The sequence below is a fragment of the Catellatospora sp. TT07R-123 genome (assembly GCF_018327705.1).
In the GTDB taxonomy this organism is placed as follows: Bacteria; Actinomycetota; Actinomycetes; order Mycobacteriales; family Micromonosporaceae; genus Catellatospora.
Window position 1 is genome coordinate 2,133,214 of the sequence record NZ_BNEM01000001.1, and the last position, 17,865, is coordinate 2,151,078.

Below are 17,865 nucleotides of genomic sequence, written 5' to 3' on the forward strand. Positions count from 1 at the left end.
GACCGCAAGTCGCGATCATCGCGGCGGCACGCGCGGGCGAGAATCAGTGACATGTCGGAAAAGTCGGCTGAAGTGGGTGCGGAGGCGCGGCTGGCGGTGCGGGTCGCCGGGATCGTGCAGGGCGTCGGGTTCCGCCCGTTCGTGTACACCCTCGCGCACCGGCTCGGCGTGCACGGCCACGTCGGCAACGACCCGCGCGGGGTGTTCATCGAGGCCGAGGGGCCGCCGGAGGCGCTGGACGCCTTCCTGACCGCCCTCGACCGCGAGCGCCCACCCCTGGCCGTGGTCGACTCGGTGGCGGCGCACCCGCTGCCGCCGACCGGAGCGCGCGGCTTCCGCATCGTCGGCAGCGACCCGGCCGGGGCGCAGACGACCCAGATCTCCCCCGACGCCGCCACCTGCTCCGCGTGCCTGGACGAGACGCTGGCCGCCACCGGCCGCCGCGCCGGGTACGCGTTCACCAACTGCACGCACTGCGGCCCCCGGTTCACCATCGTCGCCGCCGTCCCGTACGACCGCGCCAGCACCACCATGGCCGGGTTCGCCCTGTGCGGCCCCTGCGCCGCCGAGTACGCCGACCCCGCCGACCGCCGCTTCCACGCCCAGCCGGTCTGCTGCCCCGGCTGCGGCCCCCGCCTGCGCCTGAGCGCCCTGCCGTCAGGCGAACCACTGACCGGCGACCCGATCGCGACCGCGGCCCGGCTGCTGCGCGACGGCGCGATCGTCGCCGTGAAGGGGCTGGGCGGCTACCACCTGGCCGTCGACGCCACCCACCCGAGCGCCGCCGCCCGCCTGCGGGCGGCCAAGCACCGCGAGGACCGGCCGTTCGCGCTGATGGCGGCCGGGCTGAGCGAGGCCGCCGAACTCGTCGAGGTCGACCCGGCCGCCGCCGGGCTGCTGGCGGACCCGGCCCGGCCGATCGTGCTGCTGCCCCGGCGCCGCCGCAGCCCGCACCGCATCGCCGACGCCGTCGCGCCCGGCTGCCACGAGTACGGCGTCATGCTCCCCTACACGCCGCTACATCACCTGCTGCTGCGCGCCGCCGCCCACCCCATCGTGCTGACCAGCGGCAACGTCTCCGACGAGCCGATCGCGTACCGCGACGACGACGCCGCGACGCGGCTGGCCGGGATCGCCGACGCCATGCTGGCCCACGACCGGCCGATCCGCACCCGCACCGACGACTCGGTCGCCCGGGTGGTGCGCGGCCGCCCGCTGCTGCTGCGCCGCTCGCGCGGGTACGTGCCGCGCCCGCTGACCCTGCCGGTGGCGGCCCGCCGCCCGATCCTGGCCTGCGGCGCCACGCTCAAGAACACGTTCTGCCTGGCCACCGGCACCCAGGCGGTGCTGTCGCACCACATCGGCGACCTGGAGAACGAGGCGGTGTACCGGTCGTACACCGAAGGGGTCGACCACCTGCGGCGGCTGCTCGGGATCACCCCGGAACTGGTCGCCCACGACCTGCACCCGCAGTACCTGTCCACCGGGTACGCGCACAGCCTGGACGAGGTGGAGCTGCTCGGGGTGCAGCACCACCACGCGCACATCGCCTCCTGCCTGGCCGAGCACGGCGAGCGGGACCCCGTGCTCGGGGTCGCCTTCGACGGCCTCGGGTACGGCGGCGACGGCACGCTGTGGGGCGGGGAGTTCCTGGTGGCGGACCTGGCGTCGTACACCCGGGTGGGCCGGCTGGCGCCGGTGCCGATGCCCGGCGGCGCGGCCGCGGTGCGCCAGCCCTGGCGGATGGCCCTGTCCTACCTGGACAGCCTCGGCGAGCTGCCCCCGCTGCCCGTCGTCGAGCGGCACGCCGACCGGTGGCCCCCGCTGCGCTCGGCCGCCCGGCAGCGCCTGAACTCCCCGCTGACCTCCAGCGCGGGGCGGCTGTTCGACGCCGTGGCGGCGCTGCTCGACCTGCGCGACGAGGTCGGCTACGAGGGGCAGGCCGCGATCGAACTGGAACGGGCCGCCGCCGGCGCACCGCCGCAGCCCGGATACCCGGCCCGGGTCGAGGAGGCGGCGCTGCTCACGCTTGCAGGCGCCGACCTGGTACGGGCCGCGGTGGCCGACCGCCTCGACGGCGTGCCCGTACCGGTGATCGCCGCGCGGTTCCACGCGGGGCTCGCCGACCTGGTGGCCGCGACCTGCGTACTGGTGCGCGAGCGGCACGGGCTGGGCACGGTGGCCCTGTCCGGCGGCGTCTTCCAGAACGTCCTGCTGCTGACCGGCGTGACCGACCGCCTGACCGCAGCCGGCTTCCGCGTCCTGACCCACAGCCTCGTCCCCCCCAACGACGCCGGCATCAGCCTCGGCCAAGCCGCCATCGCCGCCACCCTCAACCACTAACCCCCACCCACCCCCCGCCCCTCCCCCTTCACGTTGATCATGAACTTATGGCAGGGTTCGGCGGCGTGTCGCCACCCCGGCACCGTGATCGATTCGGTGGTGGCGGCACGCGGACCGACCTCGCCACCGGCGCTGACCCGTGAGCTCAAGTAGGCCGACGCCGCGAAGCCCTCAGCGGCCGATTCCGCCCGCAGGCCGCGATCTTCACGTGGAGATCGCCGTTTTCGGTCGATCGCTGCTGTCCAGCCCCGGGTTCTGACCGGAAACAGCGATCACGCAGGAGTGATCGCCGTGTCCGAAACCTTCCCGCCACCCAGGCCCCGCACTGGCACCCACCACTGAATCGATCACGGTGCCAGGGTGGCGACACGCCGCCGAACCCGGCCATAAGTTCATGATCAACGCGGAGGGAGGGGGCGGCGGTGGTGGTGGGGCGGGTGGGGGTCAGGGGGTGAGGGTGATGGTGCCGCGGAGGGTGGTGGGGACGGCGACGGCCCGTAGCGCCACCGGGGGCGGTGGGCCGGGTGCGGGTTCGATGCGCAGGTCGGTGGTGGCCAGGCGGCAGAACGCCAACAGCTGGACCAGGCCCAGCCCGGCGCCGACGCACGACTTCGGCGCCAGTCCGAACGGGACGAAGGCACCCGCGCCGGCCCCCGAGCCCGGCAGCCAGCGGTCGGGGTCGAACTCGTCGGGCCGCTCCCACCGGCGCGCATCGTGGTGCATCAGGTACGGGCTGACGAGATACCGCTCCCCCACCGCCAGGGACAGCCCGTCCACGGTGACCGGCACCCGGACCGGGCGCAGCAGGAGCAGCGGCGGGCTCCACATCCGCAGCGCCTCCTTGACGAAGCGGTGCGTCAGCGGCGCCGCCCCGGGCCGATGCAGCGCCCCGGGTTCCAGCCTGGCCAGTTCCGCGCCGATCCGGTCGGCCCACTGCGGATGCTGCCGCAGCGCCAGCAGCAGGCAGGCCGCCACGGCGCCGGGCGGCCCGGCGATCGCGGTGAGCAGCGCGGTCACCGCGTCCACGGCGCGGCCGTAGCCGAGGTCGGGCAGCAGGTCGACGAGCGGGTCGGCCAGGTCGGGACGGCGCGGGCGGCGCCCGGCTGCCCGCGCCCGCAGTTCGGCGCGGACGGTCAGGCCGGTCGCGACCTCGGCCCACGTGGTGCGCAGGCGGGCGGCCCGGCCGGGGGCGGCGGGCACCGCCGACAGCTCGGTGAACCCGATCCGCACGTCGCGGCGCAGCCGCGCCAGCCCGCGCGGGCCGAGCCCGGCGACGACGACGGGCAGCAGGGCGTACGTGCAGACCTCGTGCGCGAAGGCGGTGAGGTCGACCTCGCGGCCGGCCCGCTCGGCGGCCAGGTCGACCATCCGCCGGTACAGCGCGGCGACCGTGTCCGGGCCGCTGAGCTGCCGCAGGACCGGCTGCCACGCGGCGCGTACGCGCTGCCAGGGTGCGGGCCCGCGGCGCCCCGCGAGCAGGTCCCCGAGCGGGTCGGCGACGTCCTGCTCGGCGAAGTTGGCGCAGTTGACGGCGGTGGCGAGGTCGGGGTCGAGGATGGCGGTTGTCGCCGCGTCGATCCGGAACACGTCGCCCTCGGCGGCGTGCCGGCGGCGCAGCTGCTCGACGGGTCCGGCCTGCTCCGGAGGCATGCGGCTTCCTCATCGGTACGGGCCGCGGACGGCGGCGAGCACGCTGGCGTCCGCGGCGGCGGCGATCAGATGTGGTGGTAGATGATCCACACCGGCCAGGTGGACGAACCATCCTGGGCGTGGCGGCGCTCCCGCAGGTGCAGGTGCAGCTTGAGCGACTGGAACAGCCGACGCATCACGATCACCTCCTCTCGCCGCTACGCGGGGTCAGGCGGACCCGGTGCGGCGGCGGTGCCAGCGCCGGGCCGACCTGTGGCTGTCCGCCGTCGTCGAGGACGGCGACGTCGTAGGAGGCGAGCACCAGCGCGACCACGTCGGCGGCCAGCCCGGTGGCCACGGCCGCGCCGGTGCAGGCATGGGCGCCGAAGCCGAAGGGCAGGAAGGCGCCGTGCGGTCCGTCGCGCCAGCGGTCCGGGCGGAACCCGTCCGGCTCGGGCCAGTGCCCGGGATGGCGGTGGGCCAGGTACGCGCAGACGTGGACGGTCTGGCCGGGCTCGACCCGCACCGGCCCGAGGTCGTGCGCCCGCGCCACCGGGCGGCCGAACAGCCAGGCGACCGGCCACAGCCGCAGGGCCTCGCGCACCAGCGCCGCCGGGGGCGCACCGGCCTGATCGGGATGGCGTCCGACCAGGTACAGCGTCCACGACAGCAGGAAACCGGTGGAGCCGACGGTGGCGAACAGCAGGCTCAGGAAGACGTCGACCGCGTCGGCGGGGTCGTACCCGTCGGGCAGCGCGAGCGCCACGACGTCGAGCAGGTCGGCCGGGTCGTGGGCGGGGTCCGCGCGGCGGCGGGTGGTCTCGGCGGCCAGTGCCGCGTACGCCCGGTGCCGCAGCAGCGCCCGCCGCAGCCGCCCGCGCCGCTGCCGCGCTCCGGCGAGCACCGCGTGCGTGACGACCTCGGCGACGACGGCCCGTACGGCCGGGGCGGTGGCCGGGCCGAGCAGGGCCGGGCCGAGGTGCTCGTGCAGCAGCCGGTTGGCCGCGTCGGGCATCGCGGCGCCGGGCGCCAGGTGCGTGCCGACCAGGCGCGGCAGGTCGGCCGCGTGGGCGGCGGTGTACGCCGCGAGCAGGTCCCGCGCCTCGCGGGCTATCCGCTGCTGCGCCTGCCGGGGCGCGAGGAACCCGGTCGCCGTGGCGAAGAAGTCGGAGTGCTCGGCGAAGTCCCCACCGGCGTTGGCGAGCACCGCCTTGGCCAGCGCCGGGTCGGCCACGTGCAGGCCCGCGCCGGGCACCGTGAACACGTCTCCGTCGCGGTCCCGCAGCCGCGCGAGCAGCGGCAGCAGCCCGGGGCCGACGGGTGGGGCGCTGCGCGCGGTACTCGACACGCGACCTCCCGGGCCCCAGCGGCGGCTGACCCGTATATCGGAACATGTCGATTAATTGCTGTCAATGTGCCGTGGCGGCCAGCAGCGCCTCCAGCCCGGACGCCTGCGTGCGCCAGTCCCGCGCGTTCGGGGTGGCGCCGGTCCAGCGCTGGCCGATGCGGTTCAGGCTGTCGCGGTCGGACTGCCAGATCGCATCGGCCTGCTGCTGGGCGTACGTGCGGTACGCGGCGACCCCGGAGGCGTCGGCCAGGTCCATCAGATACCGCATGAAGATGCCCTTGAACTGCTTCTGGTTGTCGTCGCAGCTGTTGGCCGGGTCGCAGGACTCGGTCAGGATGCCGGAGCGGGTCAGCACGGTCGAGCTCATCGCCGCGTCGGCGAGCTGGCGGGCCGAGGTCAGCAGCGCCGCGTTGCCCGTGGCCCGCCACAGCTCGACCGCCCCGCCGATGGCCAGGCCCTGGTTGTACGTCCACACGGTCTGCCCGTTGTTGGCGCAGCCGCCGGTGATCCCGTCGTTGACCAGCTTGGACCCGTTGATCATCCCGCTGGCGGCGAACCAGTTCCAGCCCGCGTTCGCCCGGCCCAGCCACAGCGTGTCGCCGGCGATGCGGTTGTGCAGCGCGGCGGTCAGCCGGATGTACAGCCCGATGGTGACCGCGTTCTTGTAGGTGCGCTCGCGGTTCCACCACACCCCGCCGCCGCAGGTGCCGTCCCAGTACGAGGACATGTAGCCGCCGATCGCGACGGCGGTGTTCAGGTACTTGGCGTCGTGGGTGACGTCGTACGCCTGCACCCAGGCCAGCCCCCACCAGCCGGTGTCGTCGATCGCGCGGCTGATGAAGTTGCCCTCGACCGCGTCGCCGCTCTTCTGCCCCGCCGGGATGACGCCCTTGTTCAGCTCGTAGGTCCGGTCGATCAGCCACCGGTAGTCGGTGCGGCCGGTGCGGCCCGACCAGTCCCCCAGCGCGGTGACCGCGACCGCGGAGTTCCACCAGCTCGACGGCCACCACGCGGTGTCGGTGCGGTACGCGTACGCCAGCGCGTCGGCCGCGGCGGCCGGCCGGTCGGCGGCGGGCCGGGCCCAGGCGGTGCAGCTGCCGTTGGCGCTGCCGGTCGCCCGCCCGCAGGCCCGCACCGCCCCGCCGTAGAGCAGCGAGCGCGGGTCCCGGGTGTTGACCATCGTGGTGCGGACCGAGGTGGCACCGGACGGGACGCTGATCCGGCCCAGCGACGAGCCGCCGGGCCACGAGGCGCCCTCGTCCCAGGAGCGGTCCAGCCACACCTCGTCGCCCGCGGCGCCCGTGCCGAGCGTGGCCCAGGCCAGGCCGCGGCTGTCGATGTGCAGGTCGATGCGGCGGTTGCTGAGCACGGTGCCGGGGACGGGCTGGCTGTCGCCGACGGCGGTGGCCGGGTCGGCCCCGTCGCAGACGGCGTCGCAGACCTTCGGGTACACCCAGGCGGTGCAGGTGACCCCGCCCGCGTCGCCGCAGGCCCGGATCATGCCCCGGCGGTGGGCGGCGGGATCGGCCAGGTTGTACATCAGCGTGCGGGTGCCCGTCCAGGTCGCGGGAATGCCGGCCTTGCCCAGCAGACCGTCCCAGCTGGAGCCGTCGGTCCAGCTGCGGTCGAGCCAGACCGAGTCGCCGGTGAGGCCGTTGTCGATGCTGCCCCACGCCATCCTGTCGGTGTCGGACACGTGCAGGACCAGGCGGCGCCCGTTGAGGTTGACCTCAGGCACGGGGAAGAGCTCCTGCCGGGCCAGGGACGGGTCACGGGTGTCGCAGTAGAGCGAGCACACCGTGGCCGCCCCGGCGGCCGGTGCCGCCACGACGACAGTGCCCGCGGTCGCGGCGACCAGTGCCACCAGCAGGAGGGTCGGTTTCCGCATCGGATCCACCTCGTTCCGGCCGTCCGACCGGAGCGCCGGTCGGAGTTCACACGAGTTCCGGCACGTACCAACAGGTATTCCGTTGGTATCTGTCGATGTTTGAGGGATCGAAGTTAACAAACCTAACGGTTGGCTGTCCACCTCGCGGACGTGCCAGAACGGGCTAGCCTGCGTCCGTGCCCGACGAGATCTTCGCCCACCCCCGGCTGGCCCAGGTGTACGACACCTTCGACGGCGACCGCGCCGACCTGTACCACTACCTGGCCATCGCAGCCGAGCACGGCCCCGCCCACGTGGTCGACGTCGGCTGCGGCACCGGCTCGCTCGCCGTGTTGCTCGCGGGACGCGGCTACCGGGTCACCGGGGCCGACCCGGCCGAGGCGTCGCTGCGGGTCGCCCGCGCCAAGCCCGGCGCCGAGCGGGTCACCTGGCTGCACTGCGACGCCGCCGCCCTGCCCGCCCTCGGCGCGGACCTGGCCGTGCTCACCGGCAACGTCGCCCAGGTGTTCCTCGGCGACGACGATTGGGCCGCCGCCCTGCGCGGCATGGCCCGCTGTCTGGCACCCGGCGGGACGCTGGTGTTCGAGGCCCGGCGGCCGCAGGCGCGCGTCTGGGAGCAGTGGGCCGCAGAGCAGGGCACGACCGTGCGCGAGGTGCCCGGGATCGGCGCGGTCGAGCAGCGCTTCGAGCTGACCGGGGTGGATCTGCCGTACGTGTCGTTCCGGTTCACGTACACGTTCGCCGCCGACGGGCAGGTGGTCGTCTCCGACTCGACGCTGCGCTTTCGCGACCGTGCCGAGGTGGAGCAGTCCCTGGCCGCGTGCGGCTTCGCCCTCCTCGACGTCCGCGACGCCCCCGACCGCCCCGGCCTCGAACACGTCTACCTCGCCCGCCCGCTCCCCTGACCCCGCCCCGCCCCGGCTCCTCGGCCGGACGCGTCCCCGAGATCGCGCAAGTTGCCGGGCAATCGGGCGTATCTTGGGCCCTCATTCGCCCGATTGCCCGGCAAGTTGGCCGATCTTGGGGCCGGGCCGGGCCGGGGGCGGGTGGGGAGGGCGTCAGCAGATACGCGGGAGAGGGTCGCCCACCAGGAGGTCGACGATGCGGGTGCCGCCGAAGCGGGTGCGCAGCAGGACCAGTTCGGCGGGGTCGGCGTCGATGCGGCCGATGACGGCGGCCTGGTCGCCCAGGGGGTGGGCGCGCAGGGCGGCCAGGGCGGCGTCGGCCTGCTCGGGGGCGACCACCGCGACCAGGCGGCCCTCGCAGGCCACGTACAGCGGGTCGATGCCGAGCAGTTCGGCGGCGCCGCGTACGCCCGGACGCACCGGCACCGCGGCCTCGTCGACCACGACCGTCACCCCGGCGGCGCGGGCGACCTCGTTGAGGATGGTCGCCACCCCGCCCCGGGTGGCGTCGCGCATCCCGCGTACGCCGTCCCCGGCGGCCGCGAGCAGGGCGTCGACCAGACCGGTCAGCGCGGCGGTGTCCGAGCGCAGATCCGCCTCCAGGTCCAGGTCGCCCCGGGCGACGAGCACGGTCATGCCGTGGTCGCCGATCGGGCCGGACACCAGCACCGCGTCGCCGGGGCGGGCCAGGTGCACGCCGAAGTCGCGGTCGTGCTCGCGTACGCCCACCCCGGCCGTGGTGATGTAGCAGCCGTCGGCCAGGCCGCGCGGCACGACCTTGGTGTCCCCGGCGACGATGCTCACCCCGGCGGCACGGGCGGCCGCCGCCATGGACGCGACGATCCGGGTCAGGTCCGCGACCGGCAGGCCTTCTTCGAGGATGAAGCCGGCCGACAGGAAGCAGGGCCGGGCACCGGCCACGGCCAGGTCGTTGACGGTGCCGTTGACGGCGAGGTCGCCGATGTCGCCGCCGGGGAAGAACAGCGGCTTGACCACGTACGAGTCGGTGGTGAACGCCAGCCGGGCACCGGCCAGGGTCAGCGCCGCCGCGTCGTCGAGCGCACTGAGCTCCGGGTTGTCGAACGCCTCCAGGAACACCGCCTCGACCAGGCTCGCGGTCGCCTTGCCGCCCGCCCCGTGGGCCATGGTCAGGCGCTCCTCGCGCACCCGGGCGCGGGCGCGGCGGGCCCGGCCGATGCGGTCGAGCACCGACGCCTCGGTCAGCTCGGCGGTCATCGGGCCGTCACCTCCAGCAGGCGCCGCCGGTGGAAGCGGCCGAAGTTGTAGTACGCGGCGCAGGCGCCCTCCGGCGACACCATGCAGGTGCCGATCGGCGTCTCCGGGGTGCACGCGGTGCCGAACACCTTGCACTCCCACGGCTTGAGCACGCCCTTGAGCACCTCGCCGCACTGGCACGACTTCGGGTCGGCCACGCGTACGCCGGGGACGGCGAAGCGGCGCTCGGCGTCGAAGGCGGCGTAGCGCTCGGTGAGCTTGAGCGCGGAGTGGGCGATGAACCCCAGGCCGCGCCACTCGAAGAACGGGCGCAGTTCCAGCACGTCGGACAGGACCTTGAGCGCGGTGAGGTTGCCGTCCCAGGGGACGACGCGGCTGTACTGGTTCTCCACCTCGCAGCGCCCCTCGGCGAGCTGGGCCAGCAGCATGTCGATCGAGTGCAGGATGTCCAGCGGCTCGAATCCGGCTGTGACCAGCGGTTTCCCGTACTGCTCGGCGATGAACCGGTACGGCTCGCAGCCGATCACCGTGGAGACGTGCCCCGGCCCCAGGAACCCGTCGAGGCGCTGGTCGGGCGAGTCCAGGATGGCCTTGACCGCCGGGATGATCGTCACGTGGTTGCAGAAGACCGAGAAGTTGGCCAGCCCCTCGGCGGCGGCACGGCGCACCGTGACGGCCGTGCTGGGGGCGGTGGTCTCGAACCCAATCGCCATGAACACGACCTCGCGGTCGGGGTCGGCGCGGGCGAGCTTCAGCGCGTCCAGCGGGGAGTAGACCATGCGGATGTCGGCCCCGGCGGCCTTGGCGTCCAGGAACGACCCGGCGCCGCCGGGCACCCGCATCATGTCGCCGAACGAGGCGAGGATGACCTCGGGGCGGCGTGCGATCGCGATGGCGTCGTCGACGCGGCCCATCGGGATCACGCAGACCGGGCAGCCCGGCCCGTGCACCAGCTCGACCTGCTCGGGCAGGTAGTCCTCCAGCCCGTGCTGGTAGATGGTGTGGGTGTGCCCGCCGCACACCTCCATGAACTTGTAGTGCCGGCCCGGCTCGCACCGGGCCGCGATCCGGGCGGCCAGCGCGCGGGCCTGCTCGGCGTTGCGGAACTCATCCACGAAGCGCATCGACCGCTCCCCTACTCGATGGTGGACGACTGGAGGGCGGCGAGCTCGTCGGCGTAGGCCTGGCCGATGCTCTCCAGGAACTCCATCGCCGCCTTCGCCTCCGCTTCGTCGATCTTGGACAGGGCGAAGCCGACGTGGATCAGCACCCAGTCGCCGATACCGACCTCACCGGGCTCCAGCAGCCCGATGTTGATGGCCCGGCGTACGCCGGAGACGTCGACCTGGGCCAGGTCGGGGCGGTCGGTGTGGAACTCGACGACCTCGCCGGGGATACCGAGGCACATGTCAGCGCACCGCCCGGTCGATGAGGTGCAGCTCCTCCAGGATCAGGTCGTCCCCGCCCGACACCGTCACCCGCGCGCTGCCGCACTCGCCGCAGATCGCGGGCAGCGCCAGCGTCTCCCCCTCGTGGCCGCAGCCCCCGCAGACCACCCGGGCCGGCACCGTGACCAGTTCGATCTGCGCCCCGTCCGCCGTGGTGCCGGTGGCCACCAGCGCGAACCCGTCGCGCAGCGCCGGTTCGGCCACCCCGTGCCGCACCCCGATGCGCACCTTCAGCCGGTCGACCGCGCGCCCCTCGGCCCGCTGCCGCACCGCCGCGAGAATGCTCTCGCACAGCCCGATCTCGTGCATCCGTCCCCCGCTCACATGCTGCGCATCTTGAGGTACCGCTTCATGTCCGGCAGCGACTGGATCACCAGCGCCGCCGCTCCGGCCAGCACCAGCCCGGCCACGACCTTCTTCCACAACATCACGGTGCCCCTCTCCTCGATGGACCTGACAGACTCGACGTACCTGACGAAACGCTCTGCTCCAGCAGCGACCGGGGCCCGGCGTCCCACAGCTGCCGCACCAGGACGACCGCGACGTCGACGGCGGCCAGCACCGGGCGGCTCAGCCCGATGCCCTCCTCCAGCGCCAGCGGCTCGCAGCCGACCAGCAGCACCCGGCCGGGGTCGCCGCCGCAGCTGTCCAGCAGGTGCAGCACCCGGTTGGGCTGCATGCCGTGCGGATCGACGAGCACGCCGTCCCCGGCCGCGCGGTCGGCGGCGCGGTCCTCGGCGGTGATCTCGACCAGGCGCACGGTGCCGGGGACGTCGCCGCGCTGGTCGGTGTCGACGAGCACGGTCGCGTCGTAGCCGTCCATCAGGTCGTACGCCAGATGGATGCCGCGGATGCCGTAGTCGGCCACCCGTACCCACTCCGGATGCGGCTGCGCCGCCAGGCGCGCCGCGACCTCGACGCCGAAACCGTCGTCGCTGAGGAAGATGTTGCCCAGGCCCGCGATCAGCACCCGGGTCGTCATGCGGGGGCCACCTCCTCCGGTGCGAAGTAGCGGAACCGGCCCTGCTCGACCTGGAGGTCGGCGGCCGGATCGTCGTCGACGGTGACGGCCAGGTGGGTCGAGCCGTCCACATCGAGCAGCACGGCGTGGACCGTCGCGACCCGGTCCACCAGGAACATGTCCTGCGCGTCGGTACGCCGCCCGCCCGGCCGCAGCCGCACCTTGCACCCGGCGCCGACCGCGACCCCGTCGACCACCACCGTGTCGGTGGCCGGGTCGACGCCCGCGTCCGCGCCCGGGTCCCACCAGGGCGCCGTGGTCCGGAACGGGTCCGCCGCGACGCCGACCGGGCGCAGCTGCCGGATCGCGCCGTGCAGGCGCTCGAACAGCTCCGGCGGCAGCGTCTCGGCCCGGCCCAGCAGCGCGTCCGCCCGCGCGTCGGTGGCCCGGACCTGCCGCTTCTCCGCGTCGGTGAGCGTGAGCGTGCGCAGCACCAGCAGCTCGTCGATCTCCAGCGAGTCGAACGTCTCGCCGGGGCTCTCGGGCGCGACGACGGGGTGGTCGTACAGGATCACCGGCGCGGACAGGACCGCGTCGGTGCGTCCCGGCTCGCCCAGCAGCACCGGCCAGGTGCGCACATTGCGGCAGTCGCGCACCGCCGCCTTCGCCCACTCCGGCGGGTCGAGCGCCGACACGAACCCGCCGGCGCTCAGCGCGAACACGCTGTGCGCCGCGATCAGCGACGACCGCAGCGCCTGCGGCCGATCGCCACGCTGCCTGTCCAGATCTTGTGCGTCTGGTGTCGCCCCGGCAGCACCAGACGCACAAGATCTGGTCTCGGTGCGGTTCTCCACCGCGCACGTGAGGCGCAGCACGCGGTACGGGCCGGGCAGCCGCTCCACGCGCAGGCGCAGAACGCCCTGGAGGGGACGGCGTACGCGGCGCAGCCGCAGGTCGGGGCTGAGCTGCTCGATCTGCTCGGCACCCGGGACGGCGAAGGGGGTCACGTCGTCCGGGGCGTCCGCGAGCGGCCACAGCGGGACCGCCACGTCGACGGACTCCTCGGCGGTCTCGTCGAAGGTCAGGTGCAGCACGCCGTCGTGCTCGGCGGACTCGCGCGGCGCCCAGCCGTCCGGGGTCGCCGCCTCGACGGTGCGGGTGACGGCGTGCAGGAAGCGCAGCCGCCAGCGCAGCACCGCGTCGGGGCCGGGCTCGGCCAGCAGCTGGGTCTGGCAGGTGGCGTACTCGCCGTGCGCGTCGGAGGCGTACGACGGGGGCACCAGCACGCCGAACTGCCAGCGCAACTGGTTCTTGGCCGCGTCGGCGCGGTACGGGTACAGCAGGTAGCCCTCGTACAGCACCGCGTCGGCGACCGTGCGGGCCTGCTCGAACGGGTCGCTCAGCGGGGAGCCGGACACGCCGCCTCCTCCGGCTGGGCCGCCAGCAGCCCGGCCAGCGCCGCGTCGGCGGTCGGCACCGCGTGCCGGGCCTGGTAGCGCAGCAGCGCGTCGGTGGTGTCGCGGCGCAGCCGGATCCACGCCGAGTCCGGGAAGTAGAGGTCCATCAGGTCGCGCCAGACCGCCGCGGGCATCCGGTAGGCCGCCTCGCGGTCCCACGGCACCCGCGCCACCTGCACGCCCGCCTCGCCCGCCACGAACACGGTGCCGCTGAACAGCAGCGTCAGCGGCACCTCCCCGCCGGACAGGGCGTGGAAGAACTTGCCGAGCCCGACCTCCAGGTCGTACGAGCAGGGCACGAGCAGCTCCATCTCGGTGCGGCCGGTGAACCCGGGCAGCATCGCGGTGACCGTGGCGAACTGGAGCTGCTGCATGCTCGCCGCCCAGCGGGCCGGTTCACCGAAGACGCACGCCAGCTTCTGCGCCTCGGCGTCGGTGTAGTCGCGGCCGCGCGGGTCGATCCGCAGCTGGCAGGTGAGCACCCCGGCGTGCACGCGTACGTCCCCGGGGCCGGTCACGCCCAGGCGCAGCCGCAGCGTGGGCGCGGCGGCCCAGCGCTGGGCCTGCACGTCCAGGCAGGTGAAGTCGAGCTCAAGCAACTGCGGCCTCCGTCCTCGCGCCCGCGCGCACCTCGTCCAGGAACCCGGCGACGGCGGCGCGGGCCTGCTCGCCGCCGTCGAAGCCGCGCCAGTGCGTACGCACCAGCCCGACCAGGCGGTAGCAGGCGTCGATGGGGACAACGAAGCACTCCGGCCCCTGGTCGCCCCGGTGCATGAGCAGCGCGGCCACGTCCTCGGGCAGGGCGGCGGTGGCGGGGTGCCGGGCCAGCAGCTCGGCCCAGGTGTCGGCCGCCAGCGGGGACTCGGCGGCACCGGCCGGGCTCGGGTAGAGCGCGACAGGGTGGTGCAGGGCGCTGTCGCGGTAGACGAACGCGAGCCGGACCGGCAGGTCGAGGGCGGCCCACTCCCGCTCGGTGAGCGGGAAGCCGGGCAGCGCGGTGACGGCGTCGGGGATCGCGGCGTAGCGCGCGGCGCCGCCCGTGGCGGACGGCGCGGGGAAGAGCAGCCAGCAGGGGCGGCAGGCGCAGGGCAGCGCGCGGGAGTGGCGGTCGACCAGGTGGTCGTGCCGCTCGGGCAGCGGCGCCCCGCACAGCTCGCACCGCTCGGTGTCCGCCGGGGCCGGGGCGCCCGGGGCCGGCCCGGCCGCCGGGCGCAGGTAGCGGCGCAGGGTCATGCGGGCACACCGGCGTCGCGCCGTCCGATCTGGAGCAGCGGCGCGGGCGCGGCCCGCTCCTGCACCCGCACCTCGACGACCTCCGGCGCCGCCTGCTGCACCGCCCGGGTCAGCGCCTCGGCCGCGGCCGCGCCCGAGCCGCCGCAGCCGCCGCCGCAGCCGGAGGCGGTCAGCGCCACGTGGGCGACGCCGTCGGCGTCGACGCCGAGCAGCGCCACCTCGCGGCCTAGCTTGCCGGCCACCCGGGGCAGCGCGGCGGCGACGCGGTCGGCGAGCGGCACCGGGTGCAGGTCGTACAGGGCGAGCAGGCCGCCGACCAGTTCGTCGGCGGCCAGCCCCGGCAGCGCGGCGGCGGTGCCGGGCAGCGCGGTCAGGCCGTGCAGGAGCCGGGTCAGGGCGACCTGGTGCAGCAGCATCAGCTCGCGTACGGCGTCGTCCGCGGCGGCGCGGGCGGCCGGGCCGCCCGCGCGCTCCACCTCGTCGAGCCGGGCCTGCACCCGTTCACCGACGGCGTGCGGGTCCAGTTCGAGGTCCAGGTCGCCGCTCATGCGTTGCCGGACGCGAACACGTGCGGGGTGTGCAGCTTGCGCAGCACCGTCCCGTTGCCGGTGTACATGTGCACCCCGCACGGCAGGCACGGGTCGAAGCTGCGTACGGCGCGCATGATGTCGATGCCCTTGAAGTTCTCCTGCGAGTTCTCCTCGAAGATCGGGGTGTTCTGCACCGCGTCCTCGTAGGGGCCGGGCGTGCCGTACCGGTCGCGCACGCTGCCGTTCCACGGCGTCGGCGGGTACGGGTGGTAGTTGGCGATCTTCCCGTCCCGGATGACCATGTGGTGCGACAGCACGCCGCGCACCGCCTCGGTGAACCCGCAGCTGTTGGCGTCCTTGGGCACCGTGAACGGCTCCCAGGTCTGGGTGCGCCCGGCCCGGACCTCGCCGAGCGCCTTCTCGCAGGCGTGCAGGGCGACGGCGGCGGCGTACGCCTGGAAGTAGGTGCGGGCCCGGTTGCGCTCCAGGGCGTTGCTCCACTGCGGGATCTTCCACTCGAAGCTGACCTCGGGCTTGGTCATCGTCTTCGGCAGGTTGATGATCACGCTGTGGCCGGTGGCCTTCACGTAGCCGATGTCGACCAGGCCGGACAGGGCGGTGGACCACAGCCGCGCGATCGGGCCGCCGCCGGTGTCCAGGGCCAGGTGGTCGGCGCCGTCGAACCAGCGCGGCGACATGACCCAGGAGTACGCCCCGTCGAAGTCGCGCTTCTGCGGCTTGGGCAGGGTGTGCTGGTTCCACGGGTGGCGCACGTCGACCGGGTTGCCCAGCGGGTCGCGGTGTACGAAGACCTGCTCGCCCTGCCAGTCGTCGTAGTAGGAGCTGCCGAGCAGGATGCGGATGCCGAGGTTGATCTTCACCAGGTCGTTGGTGACGAGCTTGCCGTCGACCACGATGCCCGGCGTCACGAACATCTTGCGGCCCCAGTCGGTCATCCGCTCGTACGTGAAGTCGCAGTGGTCGGGGTCGTTGAGCGCGCCCCAGCACCCCAGCAGCACCCGCCGCTGCCCCACCTTCTCGTAGCCGGGCAGCGCCTCGTAGAAGAAGTCGAACAGGTCGTCGTGCATGGGCACGACCCGCTTCATGAACTCGACGTAGCGCATGAGCCGGGTCAGGTAGTCGGTGAACAGCTGCACCGTGGCCACCGTGCCGACGCCGCCCGGGTACAGCGTGGACGGGTGCACGTGGCGCCCCTCCATCAGGCAGAACATCTCCCGGGTGGACCGGCTGACCTGGAGCGCCTCGCGGTAGAACTCGCCCTCCAGCGGGTTGAGCGAGGTCATGATCTCGGCGATGGTCTTGTAGCCGTGCTGCGCCGCGCCCGGCGCCGGGGTGTTCTTGGCCTTCTCCCACACCCCGGGGTTGGTCTCGCGGACCATCCGCTCGCAGTAGTCCACCCCGACCAGGTTCTCCTGGAAGATGTTGTGGTCGAACATGTACTCGGCGGCCTCGCCGAGGTTGACGATCCACTCCCCCAGGTGCGGCGGCTGCACGCCGTACGCCTGGTTCTGGGCGTACACCGAGCAGGTCGCGTGGTTGTCGCCGCAGATGCCGCAGATGCGGCTGGTGATGAAGTGGGCGTCGCGCGGATCCTTGCCCCTCATGAAGATGCTGTAGCCGCGGAAGACCGACGAGGTGCTGTACGCCTCGACGACCTGCTTCTGCTTCCAGTCGATCTTCGTATAGATGCCGAGGCTGCCGACGATCCGGGTGATCGGATCCCACGACATCTCGACCAGGCCCTCACGCTCCTGCTGCATGGTCATATCGGTTGTTCAGCCCTTCCCGTCGCGAGCAAGCCGGTCAGCGGTGGTAGCCGGTGGTCAGTTCGGTGCCGCGGTGGCGCCACTTGGGCTCCTTGTCCACGGTCTTGGCGGTGATGCCGCGCAGGCGGCGGATCATGGCGCCGTACATGCCGCTGCCGTTGGCCGAGACGTGCGCGCCGGGCGGCTCGTCCATGAACGGCATGAACTTGTCCGGGAAACCGGGCATGGTGCAGGCGATGCAGATGCCGCCCACGTTGGGGCAGCCGCCGACGCCGTTGATCCAGCCGCGCTTGGGCACGTTGCACTTGACCACCGGGCCCCAGCAGCCGAGCTTCACGATGCACTCGGGTGTGCCGTACGCCTTGGCGAACTGGCCCTGCTCGTAGAAGCCGCCCCGGTCGCAGCCCTCGTGCACGGTCATCCCGAACAGCCACTGCGGGCGCAGCTTGTCGTCGAGCGGGATCATCGGCGCCTGCCCGGCCGCCTGGTAGAGCAGGTACGTGATGGTCTCGGCGAGGTTGTCGGGCTGGATCGGGCAGCCGGGCACGCACACGATCGGGATGTCGGCCTTGGACCGCCAGTCCCAGCCCAGGTAGTCGGGCACGCCCATGGCCCCGGTCGGGTTGCCCGACATCGCATGGATCCCGCCGTACGTGGCGCACGTGCCGACCGCGAGCACGGCCAGCGCCTTGGGCGCGAGCCGGTCCAGCCACTCGCTGGTGGTCATCGGCTGCCCGGTGGCCGGGTTGTTGCCGAACGCGGCCCAGTAGCCCTCTTCCTTGATCGCCTCGTTGGGGATCGACCCCTCGATGACCAGCACGAACGGCTCCAGCTCGCCTCGGTCGGCCTTGTGGAACCACTCGATGAAGTTGTCGGCGCCCTGCTCCGGGCCGCATTCGAAGTCGATCAGCGGCCAGTGCACCGCGATCTTCGGCAGGCCGGGCAGGCCGCCCAGCGCGATCTCCTCGATGCTGGGCTGGGTGGCAGCGGTCAGCGCCACCGAGTCGCCGTCGCAGCTCAGCCCGGCGTTGATCCAGAGAAGGTGGATCGGCTTCTCGTCCACCGCGGCTCCGGCGGAGGACGTCTTCACGGCACCCACG

17 protein-coding genes are annotated in these 17,865 nt (G+C 73.7%); 2 read left to right on the plus strand and 15 right to left on the minus strand.

Annotation, left to right across the window (positions count from 1 at the left end; all coding sequences use genetic code 11):
• Positions 1-51 precede the first annotated feature (51 nt).
• A complete protein-coding gene (gene hypF, locus Cs7R123_RS08910; RefSeq protein ID WP_212825044.1) occupies positions 52-2,343 on the plus strand; it encodes a carbamoyltransferase HypF in 2,292 nt (763 codons plus the stop codon).
• Between the two features lie 444 nt (positions 2,344-2,787).
• On the opposite strand, the gene Cs7R123_RS08915 is transcribed toward hypF, so the two are convergent.
• The 3 genes from Cs7R123_RS08915 to Cs7R123_RS08925 all read right to left on the minus strand — a co-directional run bounded on the left by Cs7R123_RS08915 (position 2,788) and on the right by Cs7R123_RS08925 (position 7,208).
• Entirely contained in the window at positions 2,788-3,993 is a 1,206-nt protein-coding gene (locus Cs7R123_RS08915; RefSeq protein WP_212825046.1) for a cytochrome P450, read from the minus strand.
• Between the two features lie 181 nt (positions 3,994-4,174).
• Positions 4,175-5,320: a cytochrome P450 gene (locus Cs7R123_RS08920; RefSeq protein ID WP_212825048.1), complete on the minus strand. Its 1,146-nt coding sequence runs from the start codon at positions 5,318-5,320 to the stop codon at positions 4,175-4,177.
• A gap of 61 nt (positions 5,321-5,381) precedes the next feature.
• On the minus strand, positions 5,382-7,208 hold the full coding sequence (locus Cs7R123_RS08925; RefSeq protein ID WP_212825050.1) for a glycoside hydrolase family 76 protein: 1,827 nt from the start codon (positions 7,206-7,208) through the stop codon (positions 5,382-5,384).
• Between the two features lie 176 nt (positions 7,209-7,384).
• Between Cs7R123_RS08925 and Cs7R123_RS08930 the strand changes: the two genes are divergently transcribed.
• On the plus strand, positions 7,385-8,113 hold the full coding sequence (locus Cs7R123_RS08930; RefSeq protein ID WP_212825052.1) for a bifunctional 2-polyprenyl-6-hydroxyphenol methylase/3-demethylubiquinol 3-O-methyltransferase UbiG: 729 nt from the start codon (positions 7,385-7,387) through the stop codon (positions 8,111-8,113).
• 153 nt (positions 8,114-8,266) lie between these two features.
• Here Cs7R123_RS08930 and hypE read toward each other — a convergent pair whose 3' ends face one another.
• The 12 genes from hypE to Cs7R123_RS08985 are packed head-to-tail and all read right to left on the minus strand — an operon-like array spanning position 8,267 to position 17,855.
• Positions 8,267-9,349 (minus strand): hydrogenase expression/formation protein HypE, encoded by a 1,083-nt coding sequence (gene hypE / locus Cs7R123_RS08935; RefSeq protein WP_212825054.1) that lies wholly within the window; start codon positions 9,347-9,349, stop codon positions 8,267-8,269.
• Entirely contained in the window at positions 9,346-10,473 is a 1,128-nt protein-coding gene (gene hypD / locus Cs7R123_RS08940) for a hydrogenase formation protein HypD (protein WP_212825056.1), read from the minus strand. Before hypD ends, hypE begins: the two co-directional genes overlap by 4 nt.
• Positions 10,474-10,484: 11 nt before the next feature.
• Complete coding sequence (locus Cs7R123_RS08945) at positions 10,485-10,757, minus strand: HypC/HybG/HupF family hydrogenase formation chaperone (protein WP_212825058.1); 273 nt, start codon at positions 10,755-10,757, stop codon at positions 10,485-10,487.
• Position 10,758: 1 nt separating this feature from the next.
• A complete protein-coding gene (locus tag Cs7R123_RS08950) occupies positions 10,759-11,121 on the minus strand; it encodes a hydrogenase maturation nickel metallochaperone HypA (protein WP_212825060.1) in 363 nt (120 codons plus the stop codon).
• Positions 11,118-11,225 carry a hypothetical protein gene (locus tag Cs7R123_RS41080; protein ID WP_374706980.1) on the minus strand — a complete coding sequence of 36 codons (108 nt, stop codon included), beginning with the start codon at positions 11,223-11,225 and terminating at the stop codon, positions 11,118-11,120. Before Cs7R123_RS41080 ends, Cs7R123_RS08950 begins: the two co-directional genes overlap by 4 nt.
• Positions 11,225-11,779 carry a hydrogenase maturation protease gene (locus Cs7R123_RS08955; RefSeq protein ID WP_212825062.1) on the minus strand — a complete coding sequence of 185 codons (555 nt, stop codon included), beginning with the start codon at positions 11,777-11,779 and terminating at the stop codon, positions 11,225-11,227. Before Cs7R123_RS08955 ends, Cs7R123_RS41080 begins: the two co-directional genes overlap by 1 nt.
• Positions 11,776-13,176 carry a hypothetical protein gene (locus Cs7R123_RS08960; RefSeq protein WP_212825063.1) on the minus strand — a complete coding sequence of 467 codons (1,401 nt, stop codon included), beginning with the start codon at positions 13,174-13,176 and terminating at the stop codon, positions 11,776-11,778. The genes Cs7R123_RS08955 and Cs7R123_RS08960 overlap by 4 nt, the downstream gene beginning before the upstream one ends.
• Positions 13,158-13,814, minus strand: coding sequence for a DUF6084 family protein (locus tag Cs7R123_RS08965; RefSeq protein WP_212825065.1), 657 nt, complete (start codon positions 13,812-13,814; stop codon positions 13,158-13,160). The genes Cs7R123_RS08960 and Cs7R123_RS08965 overlap by 19 nt, the downstream gene beginning before the upstream one ends.
• Complete coding sequence (locus Cs7R123_RS08970; RefSeq protein WP_212825067.1) at positions 13,807-14,448, minus strand: DUF5947 family protein; 642 nt, start codon at positions 14,446-14,448, stop codon at positions 13,807-13,809. The genes Cs7R123_RS08965 and Cs7R123_RS08970 overlap by 8 nt, the downstream gene beginning before the upstream one ends.
• Positions 14,445-14,996, minus strand: a complete 552-nt coding sequence (locus Cs7R123_RS08975) for a hypothetical protein (protein ID WP_212825069.1) — start codon at positions 14,994-14,996, stop codon at positions 14,445-14,447. The genes Cs7R123_RS08970 and Cs7R123_RS08975 overlap by 4 nt, the downstream gene beginning before the upstream one ends.
• Positions 14,993-16,759 carry a nickel-dependent hydrogenase large subunit gene (locus tag Cs7R123_RS08980; RefSeq protein ID WP_212825071.1) on the minus strand — a complete coding sequence of 589 codons (1,767 nt, stop codon included), beginning with the start codon at positions 16,757-16,759 and terminating at the stop codon, positions 14,993-14,995. Before Cs7R123_RS08980 ends, Cs7R123_RS08975 begins: the two co-directional genes overlap by 4 nt.
• Before the next feature lie 43 nt (positions 16,760-16,802).
• Complete coding sequence (locus Cs7R123_RS08985) at positions 16,803-17,855, minus strand: hydrogenase expression protein HypE (RefSeq protein ID WP_244871709.1); 1,053 nt, start codon at positions 17,853-17,855, stop codon at positions 16,803-16,805.
• Positions 17,856-17,865: the final 10 nt, after the last annotated feature.